This is a genomic window from Salipiger thiooxidans (assembly GCF_900102075.1).
Lineage (GTDB): Bacteria > Pseudomonadota > Alphaproteobacteria > Rhodobacterales > Rhodobacteraceae > Salipiger > Salipiger thiooxidans.
The window spans coordinates 1-17,277 of sequence record NZ_FNAV01000004.1; the positions used below are offsets into that span (position 1 = coordinate 1).

The following is a 17,277-nucleotide window of genomic DNA, read 5'->3' on the forward strand; positions in this document are numbered from 1 at the left end:
CGACGAACCCGGTTGTCTGCCGGAGCGCCATGCCGAACAAAACCTTCATCGAAAGGCACGTCTGGATAGCGGCATCGCTGTAGGTCTGCTGTCGGCCACGCCGGCCTGTCACCGCGCCATCCCAGCTCATCTCAGGGTCGAACCAACCTCTCGTGACATTGCTGCGCAATGCACTGCCGGTCAGTGGATCGTCAGCGAACCCCGGCGCTTGAGCGCTTCGTTATAGGCTGGCCAGTTCCTGGTCCTGTAGGTCGCGGGTATGGGTCTGCTCATGCATCCCGGCTACCACGCTGGATTCACGAGATGAATCCCTCACGCGATTTGTGCAACAGAGCCTCACCGATTGGGGACGAGTTCGACCCGAAAATTCTCACAATTATCAGTAGCTGCAATAATCTCGTCAGCCGACGGATCCAAAGGACAGAGAACCAGCCGCATGTGGTTGTCTTCAAACTTGGTGATGTCAAAAATGAAGTAAGTGCTGGAGTCGATGTCGACGAAGACCACCGCTCTTGCCTCGTCATCAATCTCGAAGCCCAGTCTGTGGAACTGCCAAATACCCCAGGAGACCCCGCTATCGCAAATCGGCCGCACAACGAAAGAGGAGTAAAGCGCTTCAACGATTTCCTCCCACTCATCGTAGGCGTCTTCACAATTGGTCTCTATGCCAGCGGCATCCGCAAACGGCAAAACTGCTTCAAGAGCTCTGAGGCACATTTCCACCTGAAGCTTGATGTCGATTATTTCACTCATACCTCATCTCCATGAGCGGGTTTCTGAAATACCCTAAATGCCTTGCCCGGCATTGCAACGTCCGCTTCGTCCGCAAAGTGGTCCGTGGCCCAAGCCCTCGCGTGCGGTTGCCGGCGACGAACATCGTGCACTTGACCGTCGCCCGTGAGGTGCGGCAGTCTTAGTTTGCGGCCACGCCACTCCCCCTGACAACCAGTTGGACATGTTTGCGATCTGCCTCGCGGGGCAAAGATCGCTGCATGAACACCGCCCTCGTCTCCCTCTCCACAATCCCGCTCCCGGCTCCGGCAAACGGCCAGACCGTTCCGGAGTGGGTCCACCTCGTCCCCAGGGGCCGGGTCCAGGCGCGCGACGGGCGCGGGCCCTGGCACTATGACGACGCGAAGGCGGTGATCGAGGAGAGCTTCTCGCGCCGCCAGCGCATCCACATCGACGAGAACCACAGCACCGACACGGCGGCCAAGCTGGGCCTGTCGGCGCCGGCGCGCGGCTTCATCACCGAGATGGAGGAGCGCGCGGACGGCATCTGGGGCCGCGTGGATTGGAACGAGAGCGGCCGGGCGCTGCTCTCGGACCGTGCCTACTGGGGCCTTTCTCCCGTCCTTTCCTACGACAAGACCACCGGCCGGGTGAATGCCATCGCCCGCGCCGCCCTCACCAATGATCCCGCCCTGCGCGAGCTGCTCGCGCTCAACAGCACGGAGTATGGCGACATGTTTTCCGCGAAGGTGGCCAAGCTGCTTGGCCTGTCCGAGGATGCCTCGGAAGATGACATCACGGCCGCCCTGGCCACGCGCCTCGACGCAGACGGGGAGGGCGACGAGACCCTCAGCACCGCGCTTGGCCAGATCGGCAGCGCTATGGGCCTCGAAGGCGAGGTCAGCCTGACCACCGTCGTGGCGGCCGCCCGCGGCTTTGCCAGCGCCGGTGGCGAGCAGGCCGAGGCCATCGCCGCGCTGCAGGCCGAGGTGACCACCCTCAAGGAGGGTGGCAAGCGCAAGGCGGCGGAAGACTTTGTCGACGGCGCGATCCGCGACCGGCGCGCCGGCGTGAAGGCGGCGCGCGAGGAGTATGTCGCCCTGCACATGGAGGATCCCGCCCGCGCGGCGAAGATGATCCAGGCGCTGCCCCGGCTCGACCAGACCAACACCTCGCTGGAACCGCCCGCCCCGAAGGAGGGTGAGGCAGCCCTCAGCACCGATCAATCCGCCATCGCGAAGATGCTGGGCATCGACCCGGCGGCGATGGCGAAGAACCTCGGGGAGGCACTCTGATGGCCGCGCTCACACAGGACCGCAACACGCCCCGCTCGGAAGGGGATATCCGCCGCGGCGCGGTGGCCGCGGCGACGCTGATCTATGCCGGCGCCATGGTGATGCGCAACGCCAGCGGCCACCTGGTCGAGGGCCAGACCGCCACCGGCCTCGTCGGTGCGGGCGTCGCCATGGAGCGGGTCGACAACAGCGCTGGTGCGGCCGGCGAGTTGGCCTGCGACTACCGCCCCGGCACCTTCCGCTTCGGCAACGCGGCGGGGGCCGACGAGATCACCATCGCCGACATCGGCGCGGTGGCCTTCGCGGTCGATGACCAGACCGTCGCGAAGACCGACGGCACCGCCACCCGCTCGCCTGCCGGGATCATCGACGCCGTGGACGACCGCGGCGTCTGGGTCCGGTTCGACGAAGCCCTGACCAACGCATCCTGACGGAGACCCTGACATGCTGGTGAATGCCGCAAACCTGAACGCGCTCCGCGCGGGCTTCGCAACCAACTTCCAGAACGGGCTCGGCCAGGCGTCGTCGCAGTGGTCGCAGGTCGCGACCGAGGTGACCTCGACCCAGAAGGAGCTGAAGTACGGCTGGCTGGGCAAGATGCCCAACGTGCGCGAATGGATCGGCCCGCGGGCGGTCCAGAGCCTCATGCAGCACGACTACGCCATCAAGGAGAAGCCCTGGGAACTGACCATCGGTGTCGACCGCGACGACATCGAGACCGACAACCTCGGGATCTACGGCCCGATGTTCACCGAGATGGGCATGTCGACCGGCTCGAAGAAGGACGCGCTGGTCTTCGGCGATACCCTCAAGGCCGGCTTCTCGACCGAGTGCTACGACGGCCAGAACTTCTTCGACACCGACCATCCCGTACTCGACGAGAACGGCGAGCTGACCACGGTCGCCAACACCGACGGCGGGGCCGGGACGCCCTGGTTCCTGCTCGACACGTCGCGGGCGCTGAAGCCGGTGATCCTGCAGCGCCGGAAGGACTTCGAGTTCGTCTCGATGACGGATCTGACGAGCCAGAACGTCTTCATGAACAAGGAGTTCATCTACGGCGCCGACGCCCGGTTCAACTCGGGCTTCGGGTTCTGGCAGATGGCCTGGGGGTCGAAGCAGACGCTGAACGCGGCCAACTACGCCACCGCCCGCGCGGCGCTCTCCGGCATGAAGGGCGATTACGGCCGCCCGCTGGGGCTGATGCCCAACCTGCTCGTGGTGCCGCCCTCGCTGGAGAGCGCCGGCCGCAAGCTGCTCAACTCCGAGCTGGGCACGGGCGGCGAGACCAACGAGTGGAAAGGCACCGCCCAGCTGCTCATCGTGCCCTGGCTCGCCTGAGGTCCGGGGTCATGACCGAGAAGAGCACATACCGGATCGCGCTGGAGGCGCGCGCCGCCGCCGCGAAGGTCTCCTTCGCGCCCAACATCGGCGACGCGAAGCTCGCGGAACGCGTCGCGGAGGCGGAAGGCGCCACCACGACGCCCGGACCCCCGGAGCCCGCCCCGGCCGATACGGCCGCGGCTGGCACCCCGGCTGCGGCGGAGGGTCCGGACGGGACCTCCGCCGCCACGGGCCAGCCGCTCGTCGTTGTCGTCACGGGGCCCCGCAAAGGCCGCTGGCGCGCCGGACGGCACTTCACGGCCGAGCCGGTGACGATCCCCGCCGAGGACCTCTCGGAGGACGAGATCGCCGCCCTGCTGGGTGACCCGCGGCTCAGCGTCGAGACCCGCGAGATCGACTGATCGACCGCTCCGCCCGCTGACTGCCCGCGGGCGTTGCCTCACCTCCCGGCGGCCCTGGTGCCGCCGGGCCTTTCCCGGAGAGACACGTGGCCTACAGCACCCAAGCCGACCTGGTCGAGCGCTACGGCGCCCAGCTGCTCGTCGACCTGACCGACCGCGGCGAGATCGCGAGTGGCGCGATCGACGGCGGTGTGGTCGACCGGGCGATCGCCGAGGCCGACGCGCTGATCGACGGCTACTGCGCCGGGCGCTACGTGCTGCCCTTCGCCTCCGTGCCGGTGCAGATCGGGCCGATCTCGCGCCAGATCGCGATCTACACGCTGCATATCTACACGCCCGACGAGAAGATCGAGGCCGACTACAAGGCCGCGATCCGCCAGCTCGAGCAGATCGCCAGCGGCACGCTCAGGCTCAACGCCGAGGGCGTCGCCACCACCACCACCGGCGCCGGGGGCGTGCGGGTCAACGACCGCGCGCGGCCGATGACCGAGCAGACCCTGAAGGGCTGGATCTGATGCTCGGGCTGCTCATCGCCCGCCTCGAGGCGCTGGTGCCGGATCTCGCGCACCGCATCGATGGTGCTGCCGCGTTCACCCGGCTGATGGAGAGCAAGACGCTGCCCTCGGGCGGGGTGCGCGCCTACGTGCTGCCGACCGGGATCCGGGGCGGGCAGGGCGACGCCCTCGCCGGCGCCTTCACCCAGCCGATCGTGCGGACCATCGCCGTGGTGCTGCTGACCCGCTCCGTCGATGCGGCGGGCGAGCGTGCGCTCGGCCGGCTCGAGGCCTTCGTCGACGAGATCGTCTCGGCGCTCGCCGGATGGGCGCCGGCGGACGAGGTCGGTGTCTTCGAGCTGCGCCAGGCCTCCATCATCCCGACCGATCACGGCCTGCTCGGCTACCAGATCGAGTTCTCCATCACCGACCAGCTGAGGATCACGTCATGACCAGGCGACCACTCCCCTCCGGCGGCGGCAGCTATGCCCGCGACGACAAGGGCAAGCTGAAGCTCGCCGCCCGGACCCAGCCCGCGGCCCCGGCCGCCAAGCCCGCAAAGCCCGCCGCGAGCAGCGCAAAGACTGACCAGAAGGAGGCCTCCGAATGACGCTCTACTTCCGCAAGAAGGTGTTGCTCGCCAAGATCGAGAGCGTCTACGGCACCGATGCCACGCCCACGGGTGCGGCCAACGCGATCCTCGCCAGCGAGATCAGCATCCGCCCCATGGAGGGCTCGGACCTCGATCGCGGCCACGACACGCCCTATCTCGGCGCCAACGCCACCATCCCCGTCGACGTGCACGCGGTGATCAGCTTCCGCGTCGAGCTGGCGGGTTCGGGCACCGCCGGCACCGCGCCGGCCTGGGGCCCGGTGCTGCGCGCCTGCGGCGTGGCCGAGACCGTCACGGCGCTCACCGACGTGGTCTACAACCCGATCTCGGGCAGCTTCGAGAGCGCCACGATCTACCTCAACATCGACGGCACGCTCTACGCGCTGCTGGGCGCGCGCGGCGACTGCAAGCTCACGGTCAACGCCTCGGGCATCCCGCAGCTGGAGTTCACCATGACGGGCCTCTGGGTGAAGCCGGTGGCCGCCGCGCTGCCGAGCCCGGACTACTCGGCCTTCCTCAAGCCCCTGGCCGGCACCAAGGCCAACACGCCCACCTTCACCATCGACGGCGATCCGTACGTGCTGCGCAACTTCCAGCTGGGCTTCGGCAACGATGTCCAGGGCCGCTTCCTGATCGGCGAGGAGGAGATCGTCATCGTCGATCGCTCCGACATGATCGAGATGCAGATCAAGGCGGTGCCGCTGGCCACGCTCGATCCGTTCGCGCTCGCCCGCGACCAGACCGCGGTGCCGGTGCAGCTCGTGCATGGCACCAGTGCCGGCAACATCGCCACGCTCGACGTGCCCGACGCGCTGATGCAGCGCCCGACCGGCATCACCGAGGCGCAGGGGATCAAGGAATGGCCGCTGCGCATGGTGCCGCTGCCCGGCGCCGGCAACGACCAGTGGACCCTGACCCTCACCTGACGACAAAGGACCGTCCCATGGCCTTCCGCCTCTCGAAGACCCGCACCTTCACCGCAACCGTCCACGTGGGCGAGGAGAGCTTCGTCGCGACCTTCCGCGCGCTGCCCGATGCCCAGCTCTCGGAGTTCGACGCCCCCGGCGCCGAGACCCAGAAGAGCTTCCTGCGCCGGGTCATCGCCGGGCTCGACGGGCTGCTCGACGACCAGGACCTGCCGCTCGGCTTCAGCCGCGAGCTGCTCGAGGACTTGCTCGACTACTCCGACCTGCGGGTGGCGATGCTGGGGGCGTATCACACCGGCTTTTACCGGGCCAAGGCGGGAAACTGACCTGGGCCGGACGCGCCTGGGTGTCCGGCGGGCTCTTCGACAACGGCCAGGAAGACGAGCTGGAGCGCGACGCCCGGTTCTGGGGCATCCCGCTGGAGCTGCTGCGGGACCCCGGTGAGGACCAGGAAGGGATCTGGGAGGAGCATCTCGAGGCGCTCGAATGCTTCCTCGCGGTCCAGACCCAGTGGCGCGTCGCTGTAGGTCCGCGCGGCGCGGTCTACCAGGGGCTCGACTACGGCGCCTGCGAGAGCGGCCTCCGCCTCGCGGGCCACGATCCGGACCCTGCTCTCTGGGCGGAGATCCGGCTGATCGAAGACGGGGCGAAACAGGTGTTGAACGAGCGTTGACATGGCATTCCGTGTGGCTGGATATCTCTCGATGCGGGGCGGCAAGGAAGCCGCCGCCGACGTGCGGGCGCTGAAGACGGCGACCGACGAGCTCAATGCCGCGACCACCGGCGCCACCACGTCGACGGGCGCGGAAGAGGCGGCGCTGTCGGGGGCCGGCGCCGAGGCCCGGCGCACCACCACGATCCTCGACCGGCTGGGCGCCACCTATGACAGCGTGAAGACCCGCGCGGGCGCGGCCTTCGACCGGCTGCGGGGCGGCGCCAGGGGCGCGGGCGACAGCGCCCGGATCGCCGCGGGGCAGGTGGGCAACCTCTCGGCGCAGTTCTTCGACATCGGCGTGATGATGCAGGCGGGGCAGAACCCGCTGCAGCTGGCGCTCCAGCAGGGCTCGCAGATCGCCCAGGTGATCGGGCCGATGGGGGCTGCCGGGGCGGTGCGGGCGCTGGGAACGGCGTTCATGAGCCTCCTGAGCCCGGTCAACCTGATCACGATCGGGGCGATTGCCGCCGGCGCCGCGATGATGAGCTGGCTCACCCGCAGCAAGGACGAGGCGGAGACGCTCGAGGACGTGCTCGATCGGATCAACAGCCGCATCGGGGATTACCGGGATCTGGTCGGGCTCAGCACCGATGACCTGATCAAGCGCTACGGCAGCGGCGGTCGGGACATCCAGGAACTGCGGCGCGAGCTGCAGGCCATTGCGCTCGAGGAGCTGCAGATCGACGCGGCGAAGGCGGGGCAGAGCCTCGCCGAGGGCATGTCCGCGAAGGGCATCCAGGACCTCTTCGAGGAGCGCGACCGGCGCATCTCCCGCACCGGTCGGGGCGCGAACTACGCCGAGTACCAGGCCATCATCGGCTCGATCGGCAGCGCCGGGACCTACGACGACCAGATCGACGGCATCCGGGAGTTGCAGGACGATCTGAAGGCCGCGACGGGCGGCATCGGCGCCATGACGAAGGAGCAGCTCGCGTTCTATTCGACGCTCTCGGAGACGCTCGACACGCTGCGTCAGCTGAAGGCCGTGGCCGAGGCCATTCCCCAGGACATCCGCGACCAGGCGGACGCGGCCGCCAAGGCCTACATCGAGCGGCGCAAGATCACGACCGAGCTGCAGCGCGAGATCGATCTGTCGGACGCGATCCTGCGCTTCGGCGAGCGGTCCGCCGAGGTCGAGGCGCTGCGCATGGAGCAGGCGCAGGCGGTGCTGGAAGCGCGGCTGAAGGAGAAGGGCTTCCTGCCGCAGATCATCGGGCAGGTGCTCGAGCTGAACCGCGCCGAGATGGAGCGGGCCAAGGCGATCCGGGATGCCGAGGCGGCGCGGGACTGGCGTGGCCAGGTCTCGCAACTCCAGGCGCAGGCGGAGATCACCCGCGCCATCGTCGCCCACGGGCGCGACAGCCTCGAGGTCAAGACGCTCCAGATCGCGGCCGAGCGCGAGCAGATGGAGCTGATGCTGGCGCAACAGTCCTGGTCGGAGGAGCAGAAAGCCGGCTACCGGGCCGCGTGGGAAGCTCAGAACGGCCTTTCCTCTGCCGATCCGTTCGGGTCGCTCGCTGCCTCGGGCGATTACCTCCGGCAGGCGGACCTGCGCCTCTGGAAGCTGCGCCTTGAGCAGCAGCTGCTGGGCCAGTCCGAGGCGGTGCGCACCCGCATCCTCGCGCTCTACGAGGCCGAGCTGCTGATCCGACAGCAGGGGCTCGATGCCGGCAGCGACCGGGCTCGGGAGGTCCGCGACGCGGTGCTCGAGGAGGCCGAGCTGACCCGCGAGATCGCGCGCCAGGCGCAGGCCTGGGAGACGGTCCGCAGCGCCGGCACGCAGGCGATCGACGACCTCTTCGACCGGCTGATCAACCGCGACCTCGCGGGCGCGCTCGAGTCCATCGCCGAAGAGGTCGCCACCACCTTCAGCAACCTCGGCATGCTGAACCCGCTGAAGAACGCGGTGTTCGGCACCGACCTGCCCACCATGGACGATCTCGGCGGCTGGCAGGGGATCTGGGGCCGGCTCACCGGCGGCGATATGCCCGATCCCGACGTCTCGGCGATGAAGGCCTATTCCACCGCCTCGATGGCAGTGACCGCCGGCAATGTCACGGTCACCGGTGCGCTCACGGGAGAGCCCTTCATCGCCTCGGGTCTGGGTGGTGGGGCCGGTCTCTCTGGCTCGCCGGCGGTGCAGGAACAGGTCTGGCGGTTCTTCTCGGAGAAGGGGCTGGCGCCGCACCAGATCGCGGCGATCCTCGGCAATGTCTCGTCCGAGAGCGCCTTCAACCCGATGGCCGTGGGCGACGGTGGCACCTCCTTCGGGCTCTTCCAGCACCACGCCGGGCGCGGGCAGGGGCTGCTCGGGGCGCTTGGCGGCATGGGCGGGCTCGGCAATGTCGAGGCGCAGCTGCAATACGCGTGGTCCGAGCTGCTCACCGGCGAGAACGGGGTCCTGCAGACGCTGCTGGCCTCGACCAATGTGCGCGAGGCCACCGAGGCCTTCGTGGGCTTCGAGCGGCCGCAGGGCTGGTCCGCCGCGAACCCGAGCGGGGCGCATGGCTGGGCAGACCGGCTCGGCGGCGCCGAAGAGGCGCTGGCGAAGTTCGGCACCACGGCCACGACGGCGCAGCAGACGCTCGGCACGCTCGGCCAGGGCTTCGACGTGCTGGGCGGGCTGCTGTCGAGCCTCACCGGCGCCGGCGGCAGCGGGGCCACCAGCTGGGTCGGCGGGCTGGTCGACGCGATCCTCGGCCCGGCCGCGGCGGCCGCCCCCGCCAATGCCGACGGCGGCTACCAGTACTTCCCCGGCGGCAGCCGCGCGGACAGTGGGCTCATCCGGATCAGCTCCGGCGAGTTCGTGGTGAACGGCGCCGCGACCTCGCGCAACCGCGGGCTGCTGGAGTGGATCAACTCCGGCGGTGACGCCATGGCGAGCCTGCCGGCGCGCGCCAACGGCGGCGGCTTTGCAGGCATGCCCGTCAGTGCCGGGCCCCGCGAGATCCAGGTCGTCACGCCGCCGGGCATGCCTATGGCACTCTCCGTCGAGGATGAGGCGCTGCCCGGCGGCGGCCGGCGCGAGAAGTACGTGCTTTCCGAGATGGTGGGCAACGCGCTCACCATGCCGGGCGGCAAGGCGCGCAAGGCGATGCAGGGCCAGTATGGCCAGCGACTGGTGGGGCCCCGCCGATGACCGTGTTGAGCTGGCCCTCCGAGCTGCCCCGCCCGCTGCGCGACCGCTACCAGGCGCAGGCCACGGATCCGCGGTTGAAGCGCGCGCAGGACGCGCCGATCCCGGGCTACCGCAAGCAGTATTCCCAGGTGGCGCAGGGCGTGCACCTCTCGCTCGTCCTCTCGCGCGCGCAGAAGGCGGTCTTCGACAGCTTCTACCGCGACGCCTGCGGCTTCGGCACGACGCCCTTCCGGATGCCCGACCCGGTGACCGACGGCTGGCCGCTGCTGCACGAGACCGGGGTGCCGCTGCTCTACGAGGACGGCACGCCGATCCTGATGTCGGCGCAGTGGCTCTGCGTCTTCGGCGACGAGCCGCCCTCGGAGACGCTCCGGGGCATGACCTTCACCAAATCCTTCTCCGTCTGGGTGATGCCATGAGACGCGTGTCGCTGAACGCCCGCCGCGCCTTCGACGCGGCGCTGTCCGATCAGGTCGAGGTCGCGCTCTTCCGCTTCGAGCACAGCGCGCTCGCGGCGCCTGTGCTGCTCTCGACCGATCCCACCGTCCGGCTCGGGACCGACCCGCTGACCTACGGCACGCGCTCGGCCTGGATGGGCGCGGACCCGGCCTCCGAGCCCTACCTGTTCGTGCTGGCCTCGGCCGAGATCCCCGGCGACCAGGAAGACGCGCCGGCGGCCGGCGGGCTGGTGCTGGAGAACGTGACCAACGACATCGCCACCCAGCTTCGCGCCATCGCCACCCGCGCCACCGTGCACATGGCCGTCGTGCTCGCGGCCACGCCGGACGTGGTCGAGGTGGAGTTCCGCAATCTCAAGCTGATCTCGGCCGAGGGCGATGCCTCCGAGGTCTCGCTCGCCATCTCGCGCCAGCCGATCGAGGAGGAATACGCCCCCATGGACCGCATGACCCGTGACCGCTTTCCGGGGCTGCACCGGTGAGCTGGTCGAACGCCTATATCGGCCTGCCGCATGTGGCGCTCGGAAGGGAGCGGCGCGGCTGCGACTGCTGGGGGCTGGTGCGCCTAGTCTACCGCGAGCAGCTGGGGATTGCGCTGCCAGCCTACACGCCCGAGGGCATCTGTGCGCTCGAGGAGGGCGAGATCGAGGCGCTGATCGGTGCCGCCACGAGCGACGGCGCCTGGGAGCCGGTCGCGGAGCCCGCGCCCTTCGACGTGCTGATCTACCGCCGCGGCGGCTACCGCAGCCACATCGGCCTGAAGGTCGATGCGCGCTTCATGCTGCACAGCCCGGAGACCGGCTCGGCGCTGGCCGACGTCACCGGGCCGCGCTGGCGCAGCCGCTTCGAGGGCGCCTGGCGCTACCGGGGGCAGGCATGACGCGGATCCTCTCCGCCCCGCTCTTCGACCCGGGCCTCGCCCGCGAGGAGATCGAACTGCCCGAGGGGCTGACGCTCGGGCAGATCGTGACCCACACGCTGCCCGGCCTCGCGCCGGCGGATCGCGCCTTCGTGCGGGTGACGCTGGTCTCCGACCGGGGCGTGGCGCTGGTCCTGCCTGAGTGGTGGGGGCAGGTGCGCCCGAAGCCCGGCGTCCGGGTGGTGATCCGCCTGGTGCCGGGCAATGACGGGCTGCGTTCGGTGCTGCTGGCGGTGGTCTCGATCGCCGCGGTGGCGATCGCGGGGCCGGTCGCGGGGCTGATCGGTCTCGGCGGCAGCCAGTTCGGGATCAGCGTGACCGCCATGGCGCTCAACTTCCTCGGCGCCGCCCTGGTCAACAGCCTGGTGCCGCCGGTGACGCCGGAGGAGAATGACCGCCGCAACCGCTACACGCTCTCGGGCTGGAACAACCAGCTCCGCCCGGACGCGCCGGTGCCGTGGGCCCTGGGGCGCCACCGCTACGCGCCGCCCTTTGCCGCGCGGAGCTACACGCAGATCATCGGAGACGAGCAATACGTCGTCGCGCTCTTCGTCTGGGGCTACGGCCGGCTGAAGATCTCAGACCTCCGCATCGGCGACACCGCGATCGGGCACTATAATAATGTGGAGATCGAGCACCGCGAGGGGCTGGCGGGTGACGAGCCGGTGACGCTCTATCCCCGCCAGGTGATCGAGGACGGCGAAAGCGTCGAACTGGTCCGGCCGCGGCCGCGCAACGATGCGGGCGAGATCGTCTCGGGCGAGGCGATCGAGACGCCGGTGGTGCGGGTCACGGCCAGCGCCACCCAGATCGCCACGCTGATCTTCTGGTTCCCCACCGGGCTCTACCGGCTGAACCGCGAGATGGACAAGCAGAAGAGCCTGAAGGTTGAGGTGCGCATCCGCCAGCGGCTCTCGGACGAAGACGCCTGGGACGAGGTCACCACGCTCTCGCTGGTCGCGAACCGCGATGATCCGTTCTTCCGTCAGTTCTCGTGGCAGCTGCCCGCGCGCGGGCGCTGGCAGGTCGAGGTCACGCGCATGACCGCCGAGCGCACCAACGACCGCTACTTCGACCAGGTCATGTTGGCGGCGGTGCAGTCGATCCGACCCGAGTACCCGCTGAACGTCGACAAGCCGCTGGCGCTGACCGCGATCCGGATCCGCGCGACCTACCAGCTGAACGGCCAGCTCGACACTCTCAACGGCATTGTCGCGCGCTACGCCGAGACCTGGGACGGGGAAGCCTGGTCGGAGGATCTCTCGCGGAACCCGGCGGTGGCGTTCATCGCCACGTTGAAGGGGGATTGCAGCCCCTATGCCGCGACAGATGCCGAGATCGACTGGGACATGATGCAGGACTGGTTCACGTTCTGCGAGGGCAAGGGGCTGCGCTACGACCGCATCCACGAGCAGGGCGAGCCGCTGGGCGAGATGCTGCGCGCCATCGCCGGCGCCGGGCGGGCCTCGCCGCGCCATGACGGGATCCGGTGGACCGTGGTGATCGACAGGGAGCGCGACCAGGTCATCGACCATCTCTCGCCGCGCAACTGCTCGGACGTCCGCTGGCGCCGCGAGTATCTCGACCCGCCGCACGCGGTGCGGGTCAGGTTCAACGACGAGACCGACGACTGGGAAGAGGCCGAGCGGGTGATCCGCTGGCCGGGCTACACGGGGCCGATCTCGCTCACCGAGGAGATGGTGCACCCGGGCAAGACCAACCCCGACGAGATCTACCTCGAGACCCGCCGGCGCATGCACGAGATCGCGCTGCGGCCGGACACCTTCACCTGCTACCAGGCCGGCGCCGCCCGCACCGCCACCCGGGGCGACCTTGTGCATGTCTCGCACCCGGTGCTGACCTGCGCCCAGGTGGCGGCACGCGTCCGTCGCGTGGAGGGCATGCTGGTCGAGCTGGACACGCCGGTGACCATGGACGCGGGCAGCGCCTATGGGCTGGGCTACCGGGTCTACGAGGATGTCGAGGACAGCGTCGGTGCGGCCACCGTGGCCGAGGTCCTGTTCTCCGAAGGCACCACCCGGCTTCTGCTGCTCTCCGGGGTCACGGCTATGCCCGAGGTGGGCGCAACCGTGCACTTCGGCCTGCGGGGCGAAGAGAGCCACGACATGATCGTAACCGGCATCGAACCCGCGAAGGACTTCGGCGCCCAGCTCACCCTGAAGCTCGCCGCGCCGGAGATCGAGACGCTGTCCGACGCCGAGGTCATTCCGGATTGGGAGGTGACCGTTGGCGATCCGATCAGCGTCACCACCACGCCGCCGCTGGCGCCGCGCTTCACCGAGATCGACAGCGACAACGCCTCCGGCCTCGACGATCCGGGCCTCGGGGCGGCGTGGTTCGAGCAGGTGGTCGCGGCGCCCGATCCCTACGTCATCATTCGCCTGGCGCCGGGGGAGGGCGAGACGGCGCAGATCTCGCACTATCGGCTCGCTCATCGGCTGCAGGGCGCGGGGAGCTGGACCGAGCTGCTGATCTGGGCGGCAGACGCCGGCGTGCAGCTCGAGACCTACCAGCGCGGCGATCTCATCGAGCTGCAGGCGGTGGCCGTGGCGTTCGACGCCACCGAAGGCGCCTCCACCTCCGTCGTCACCCACACCGTCGGCGCCGATGCCACGGCGCTGCCGGCGGCGCTCGACGAGCAGACCGTGACGGTGACCGGCGGGCTCGGCCATGCCCGGATCGAGCTCGCGGTGACCGACGCGGAGACGGCCGCCGTGCAGCTCTACCGCGTGACCTCGGGCGACACGGTCGATCCCGACACCGACGCGGTCGGGCATCCCGTGGCGGTGACGCCGGGGCTCACCACCACGATCATCGACGGCGATGCCACCCGGGTCACGCTGGTCGCGGACGGAGACTTCGGGTCCGCCGCCGGATGGACGCCGGGCGCCAACTGGGCGATCGCGGGCGGGCAGGCGCAGCACAGCGCCGGCGTCGCGGACAGCCTCACCCAGGCGGTCGCGCTCACCGCGGGCGCCACCTACCGGCTGGCCGTCGTGGTCACGGGCCGCACCGCGGGCAGCGTGACGCCGTCCTTCACCGGTGGCAGCACGGTCACCGGCGCGGCGCTCGACGCCAACGGCACGCACTTCCTGGAACTGACGGCCGAGACGGGGAACACCACGCTCGAGCTGGCCACCAGCACCGACTTCGACGGCGCCCTGACGCGGGTGGTGCTCTACCGCGCCACCGCCGCCTCCGCCCCGGCCGGCGCGTGGGACTACCACCTCGCCCCGGTCAACGTTGACAATGTGCGCGCCGCGCTCACGGCCGCAGTCTCCACCACGATCTACTGAGGACCCGCCATGGCCGAGAACGGCGTGAAGATCTCCGACAACCCGACCCTCGCTTCGGCGGACTACCTGCTGGCGCTCAACGAGGGCACCTCCGGGCTGTTCACCATATCTGACCTCGGGACCTTGCTCGCCGGGGGCGGGGTGCTCGTGGGGACACCGACAACAGATGCGCTCTCCGCGCGGATCACGGCGGTGGAAGACCAGGCCTTCGCCGAGAGCCCGATCTATGAGACCACGGCCGAGGGCATTGCCGCGACCGGTGAGGGTGATCGCTTCCGGGTCGAGAACGCCGATCCCGCGATCGCATATGACGTCTACGATCATGACGCGGGCGGGGTCGCGACCTTCCTCACCGACATCCCAGCCGGCTCGGCGCTGGTCACAAAGCCCACGATCTCCAATGCGCTCTCTGAGTACGCGCCGCAGGCGACAACCGCGCGCGGCAACATCGGTGCGGCAGCGCAGACCGCGCTCACCGACGCGGCGGGCCGGATCAACTACCTCGTCGCGAACATCGGAGGCACCGGCAACGCTGCCACCTGCAACCTCGCCGACACCGCTGTCGGGGGCGCCGCGGTCAGCCTGACCCGGGGAATGGTGCTGCGCGACTTCCCCTGGCCGGGGACGAACACCGGGGCGGTGACCCTGAACGTCGGCGGGACCGGCGCGGTGGCGGTGCAGGACGGGCAGGGCACTGCCCTTCCGGCGGGTGCGCTTGCGACCTCCGACCGGGTCTCGCTCGTCTACACCGGGGCGGTGTGGCGGCTGCTCGGGCAGGGCTACCGCCGGATCTGGGATCGGCGCCTGCGGCCGCAGCGCCTGCAGTCCATCAGCACCGCCAACCCCGATGCGATCACCGCGACCACGGCCGACGGCACGATCTCGCAGTACACGCGCGGGCAGTTCTTCTTCGGGCGGATCGGGAGCGGCGGCAACTCGGGCGGCCCGGTCACCGTCAACATCGCGGGGCTGGGCGCGCTGCCTCTCCTGGAGCCCGACGGCAGCGACCCCGCCGCCGGGCGCCTGGCAGCCGCGACCGAGTTCCTCTTCCAGTACGATGGTACGGACTTCATCCTCTGGGCGCCCTCAGCGGGCGGCAGTTCCAGCGGGAGCGGTGCGACGCGGCCGACCGTCACCGAGATGATCGCCGAGGGCGAGACGCTCGGCCACTTCGCCACGCCCTACGCGCTGGCCGGAAGGGATGCCTTCGAGCCGCCTGCCGGTCTCGGCTGGACTGCGACCGATACTGTCTACGCGGCACTCGTCGGCAGCACCTGGCTCTGCAGCGTCAACCCGCGCACCCTGGTCGCGATGGCGATCTGGAGCGGCAATGTCTTCTATGTCGACCCGGAAGAAGGCGACGACAGCAACGATGGCGTCGGCGATTACTGGGGCGACTACAGCAGCGCCAAACGGAACCTGCACGCGGCGATCACCGCCGGCAACGCCACCGGCAGCGCCTATATCATCAAGGTGAAAGGCGGCGAGAGCCCCGGCGAGACCTGGGCGACGAACAACGGCGCGGTCGAGCCCACCCAGCACATGGCGATCATCTGCGACGCGCCGATGTACTATCGCGTTGGCAGCTGGACCAACACGTGGACGCTGGACAGCGGAACCTGCTACTACACCACCGCCACCTCGATCGGGCGCGTGCTGCGCACCGACAAGCGCGATGCCCGTGGCCACTACATCGACCTCGAGCACCAGCAGGACAACGGCGAGACCGACGCCGAAGCGCTGGCTGCGGTCCGGGCGAATCCGGACAACACCTTCTGGCGCGACCTCGCGAACAACCGCGTCTACGTCAACATCGGCCGCGAGCCGGGCAACCGGCACATCGCGCTCCTGCGCAACGTGCGCGGGCTCGAGTTCGACAGCAGCACCCCGGGCGACATCTACATCGAGGGGATGCACACCGAGGGCGGGATCGACGGCGCCTTCGCGGTCACCGGCACCGGTACCCGCAACATCGTCGCGGTGAACTGCAGCTTCCTCTACCAGGGCCACCGGACCCAGATCCGCAACGCGGTCTCGGTCACCCAGACCGAAGGGCTGGTGGCGATGTTCGGCGTCGACGGCTCGAAGGGCCAGAAGGACGGCTTCGGCTATCACTCCGACGCAGGCGCAGGTCTCTCGGTGCTGCACGTCAACTGCATCAGTGCTGACAATGGCCGCCTCGACGAGACCAGCATCAATGGCTTCACCACCCACGACACGGTGAAGTCGATCGACATCGGCGGGCGCTACGGCTGGGGCATCAACGGTACCGAGGTGCATTGCATCGAGCAGACCCTGAGCTGGTTCCTCGGCACCCGGGCCACGGCCCGCGACCCCGATGGCACCTGCGGCGCGTTCAAGTGCTCCGAGGATGCAGTAATGTATCTCGAGGAGACCTTCGCCGACGCCGCCGGCGGCGGGACGAACAACTTCGCGATCGAGGCCAACGGCGGCACCGTGCTCAAGCGCAACCACACCAACCTCGCCGGCACCGAGGAAGTCTCGGGGGCGGGCAGCATCGGGACGTTCTGAGGTGGGGCGTGAACCGCCCCTTCAATGCCCCGTTTAACGCTCCTGTAAATCGACGTGTTTGAACGGGGCAGGACGGCGGGGTGCCATGGCTTCCCGGATGGGACCAGATGGGAGGCAGGCTGGGAACGCGTGGGACGGTGGGATGGGATGGGACGGGAAATCCCGTGGAAACCCTTGGCGGACCGCTCAGGCCGCTCGAAACGCCCCGATCCCGAAAAACGCGTTGCTGTAAACTTCGCCTTAAATCACTGCAAGTTTGAGCGTCACGCTACACACACGCTACAAACAGCCCCCGCCCACGCGTTTGGGAAACCATGGGACGGAGGGGGTGGGAATTCATGGTCTGAGGTGCTCATCCGCTTGAGGTGATTCACGAAGTACCGGCCTGAAGG

The 17,277-nt window shown here is 69.3% G+C and carries 17 protein-coding genes and 1 pseudogene; 16 read left to right on the top strand and 2 right to left on the bottom strand.

Going from position 1 to position 17,277, the window contains the following annotated elements:
- Nucleotides 1-273 (bottom strand): annotated as a pseudogene (locus BLQ77_RS06425) (transposase); the annotation flags it as partial.
- 63 nt (nucleotides 274-336) lie between these two features.
- A complete protein-coding gene (locus tag BLQ77_RS06430; protein ID WP_089956860.1) occupies nucleotides 337-753 on the bottom strand; it encodes a hypothetical protein in 417 nt (138 codons plus the stop codon).
- Between the two features lie 239 nt (nucleotides 754-992).
- Between BLQ77_RS06430 and BLQ77_RS06435 the strand changes: the two genes are divergently transcribed.
- The 16 genes from BLQ77_RS06435 (at nucleotide 993) to BLQ77_RS29250 (ending at nucleotide 16,885) form a co-directional block, all read left to right on the top strand.
- Nucleotides 993-2,027 carry a phage protease gene (locus BLQ77_RS06435; protein ID WP_089956863.1) on the top strand — a complete coding sequence of 345 codons (1,035 nt, stop codon included), beginning with the start codon at nucleotides 993-995 and terminating at the stop codon, nucleotides 2,025-2,027.
- Nucleotides 2,027-2,458 (top strand): hypothetical protein, encoded by a 432-nt coding sequence (locus BLQ77_RS06440; RefSeq protein ID WP_089956866.1) that lies wholly within the window; start codon nucleotides 2,027-2,029, stop codon nucleotides 2,456-2,458. Before BLQ77_RS06435 ends, BLQ77_RS06440 begins: the two co-directional genes overlap by 1 nt.
- 13 nt (nucleotides 2,459-2,471) lie before the next feature.
- Nucleotides 2,472-3,368 carry a Mu-like prophage major head subunit gpT family protein gene (locus BLQ77_RS06445; RefSeq protein WP_089956870.1) on the top strand — a complete coding sequence of 299 codons (897 nt, stop codon included), beginning with the start codon at nucleotides 2,472-2,474 and terminating at the stop codon, nucleotides 3,366-3,368.
- A gap of 11 nt (nucleotides 3,369-3,379) precedes the next feature.
- Nucleotides 3,380-3,772 (top strand): HI1506-related protein, encoded by a 393-nt coding sequence (locus BLQ77_RS28685; protein WP_089956873.1) that lies wholly within the window; start codon nucleotides 3,380-3,382, stop codon nucleotides 3,770-3,772.
- An 86-nt stretch (nucleotides 3,773-3,858) separates the two neighbouring features.
- Entirely contained in the window at nucleotides 3,859-4,287 is a 429-nt protein-coding gene (locus tag BLQ77_RS06455; protein ID WP_089956878.1) for a gp436 family protein, read from the top strand.
- On the top strand, nucleotides 4,287-4,718 hold the full coding sequence (locus BLQ77_RS06460; protein WP_089956882.1) for a phage tail terminator protein: 432 nt from the start codon (nucleotides 4,287-4,289) through the stop codon (nucleotides 4,716-4,718). Before BLQ77_RS06455 ends, BLQ77_RS06460 begins: the two co-directional genes overlap by 1 nt.
- Nucleotides 4,715-4,876, top strand: coding sequence for a hypothetical protein (locus BLQ77_RS28690; protein ID WP_165617044.1), 162 nt, complete (start codon nucleotides 4,715-4,717; stop codon nucleotides 4,874-4,876). Before BLQ77_RS06460 ends, BLQ77_RS28690 begins: the two co-directional genes overlap by 4 nt.
- A complete protein-coding gene (locus BLQ77_RS06465; protein WP_089956887.1) occupies nucleotides 4,873-5,805 on the top strand; it encodes a phage tail tube protein in 933 nt (310 codons plus the stop codon). Before BLQ77_RS28690 ends, BLQ77_RS06465 begins: the two co-directional genes overlap by 4 nt.
- Before the next feature lie 17 nt (nucleotides 5,806-5,822).
- Nucleotides 5,823-6,131 carry a hypothetical protein gene (locus BLQ77_RS06470; protein ID WP_089956891.1) on the top strand — a complete coding sequence of 103 codons (309 nt, stop codon included), beginning with the start codon at nucleotides 5,823-5,825 and terminating at the stop codon, nucleotides 6,129-6,131.
- A gap of 20 nt (nucleotides 6,132-6,151) precedes the next feature.
- Nucleotides 6,152-6,478 (top strand): DUF1799 domain-containing protein, encoded by a 327-nt coding sequence (locus BLQ77_RS06475; RefSeq protein ID WP_207545817.1) that lies wholly within the window; start codon nucleotides 6,152-6,154, stop codon nucleotides 6,476-6,478.
- A gap of 1 nt (nucleotide 6,479) precedes the next feature.
- A complete protein-coding gene (locus BLQ77_RS06480; RefSeq protein WP_089956899.1) occupies nucleotides 6,480-9,659 on the top strand; it encodes a phage tail tip lysozyme in 3,180 nt (1,059 codons plus the stop codon).
- A complete protein-coding gene (locus BLQ77_RS06485; RefSeq protein ID WP_089956902.1) occupies nucleotides 9,656-10,078 on the top strand; it encodes a hypothetical protein in 423 nt (140 codons plus the stop codon). The genes BLQ77_RS06480 and BLQ77_RS06485 overlap by 4 nt, the downstream gene beginning before the upstream one ends.
- Nucleotides 10,075-10,599, top strand: a complete 525-nt coding sequence (locus BLQ77_RS06490) for a hypothetical protein (RefSeq protein WP_089956905.1) — start codon at nucleotides 10,075-10,077, stop codon at nucleotides 10,597-10,599. Before BLQ77_RS06485 ends, BLQ77_RS06490 begins: the two co-directional genes overlap by 4 nt.
- Entirely contained in the window at nucleotides 10,596-10,997 is a 402-nt protein-coding gene (locus tag BLQ77_RS06495; protein WP_089956908.1) for a C40 family peptidase, read from the top strand. Before BLQ77_RS06490 ends, BLQ77_RS06495 begins: the two co-directional genes overlap by 4 nt.
- A complete protein-coding gene (gene gpJ, locus BLQ77_RS06500; RefSeq protein WP_089956911.1) occupies nucleotides 10,994-14,353 on the top strand; it encodes a TipJ family phage tail tip protein in 3,360 nt (1,119 codons plus the stop codon). Before BLQ77_RS06495 ends, gpJ begins: the two co-directional genes overlap by 4 nt.
- Nucleotides 14,354-14,362: 9 nt before the next feature.
- Nucleotides 14,363-16,885, top strand: a complete 2,523-nt coding sequence (locus BLQ77_RS29250) for a hypothetical protein (RefSeq protein WP_242661639.1) — start codon at nucleotides 14,363-14,365, stop codon at nucleotides 16,883-16,885.
- Nucleotides 16,886-17,277: the final 392 nt, after the last annotated feature.

Excerpts from the sequence above, each read along its gene's own strand:
- BLQ77_RS06430 (WP_089956860.1), bottom strand. The coding sequence starts at position 753 with ATGAGTGAAATAATCGACATCAAGCTTCAGGTGGAAATGTGCCTCAGA.
- BLQ77_RS06435 (WP_089956863.1), top strand. The coding sequence starts at position 993 with ATGAACACCGCCCTCGTCTCCCTCTCCACAATCCCGCTCCCGGCTCCG.
- BLQ77_RS06440 (WP_089956866.1), top strand. The coding sequence starts at position 2,027 with ATGGCCGCGCTCACACAGGACCGCAACACGCCCCGCTCGGAAGGGGAT.
- BLQ77_RS06445 (WP_089956870.1), top strand. The coding sequence starts at position 2,472 with ATGCTGGTGAATGCCGCAAACCTGAACGCGCTCCGCGCGGGCTTCGCA.
- BLQ77_RS28685 (WP_089956873.1), top strand. The coding sequence starts at position 3,380 with ATGACCGAGAAGAGCACATACCGGATCGCGCTGGAGGCGCGCGCCGCC.
- BLQ77_RS06460 (WP_089956882.1), top strand. The coding sequence starts at position 4,287 with ATGCTCGGGCTGCTCATCGCCCGCCTCGAGGCGCTGGTGCCGGATCTC.
- BLQ77_RS28690 (WP_165617044.1), top strand. The coding sequence starts at position 4,715 with ATGACCAGGCGACCACTCCCCTCCGGCGGCGGCAGCTATGCCCGCGAC.
- BLQ77_RS06465 (WP_089956887.1), top strand. The coding sequence starts at position 4,873 with ATGACGCTCTACTTCCGCAAGAAGGTGTTGCTCGCCAAGATCGAGAGC.
- BLQ77_RS06470 (WP_089956891.1), top strand. The coding sequence starts at position 5,823 with ATGGCCTTCCGCCTCTCGAAGACCCGCACCTTCACCGCAACCGTCCAC.
- BLQ77_RS06480 (WP_089956899.1), top strand. The coding sequence starts at position 6,480 with ATGGCATTCCGTGTGGCTGGATATCTCTCGATGCGGGGCGGCAAGGAA.
- BLQ77_RS06485 (WP_089956902.1), top strand. The coding sequence starts at position 9,656 with ATGACCGTGTTGAGCTGGCCCTCCGAGCTGCCCCGCCCGCTGCGCGAC.
- BLQ77_RS06490 (WP_089956905.1), top strand. The coding sequence starts at position 10,075 with ATGAGACGCGTGTCGCTGAACGCCCGCCGCGCCTTCGACGCGGCGCTG.
- gpJ (WP_089956911.1), top strand. The coding sequence starts at position 10,994 with ATGACGCGGATCCTCTCCGCCCCGCTCTTCGACCCGGGCCTCGCCCGC.
- BLQ77_RS29250 (WP_242661639.1), top strand. The coding sequence starts at position 14,363 with ATGGCCGAGAACGGCGTGAAGATCTCCGACAACCCGACCCTCGCTTCG.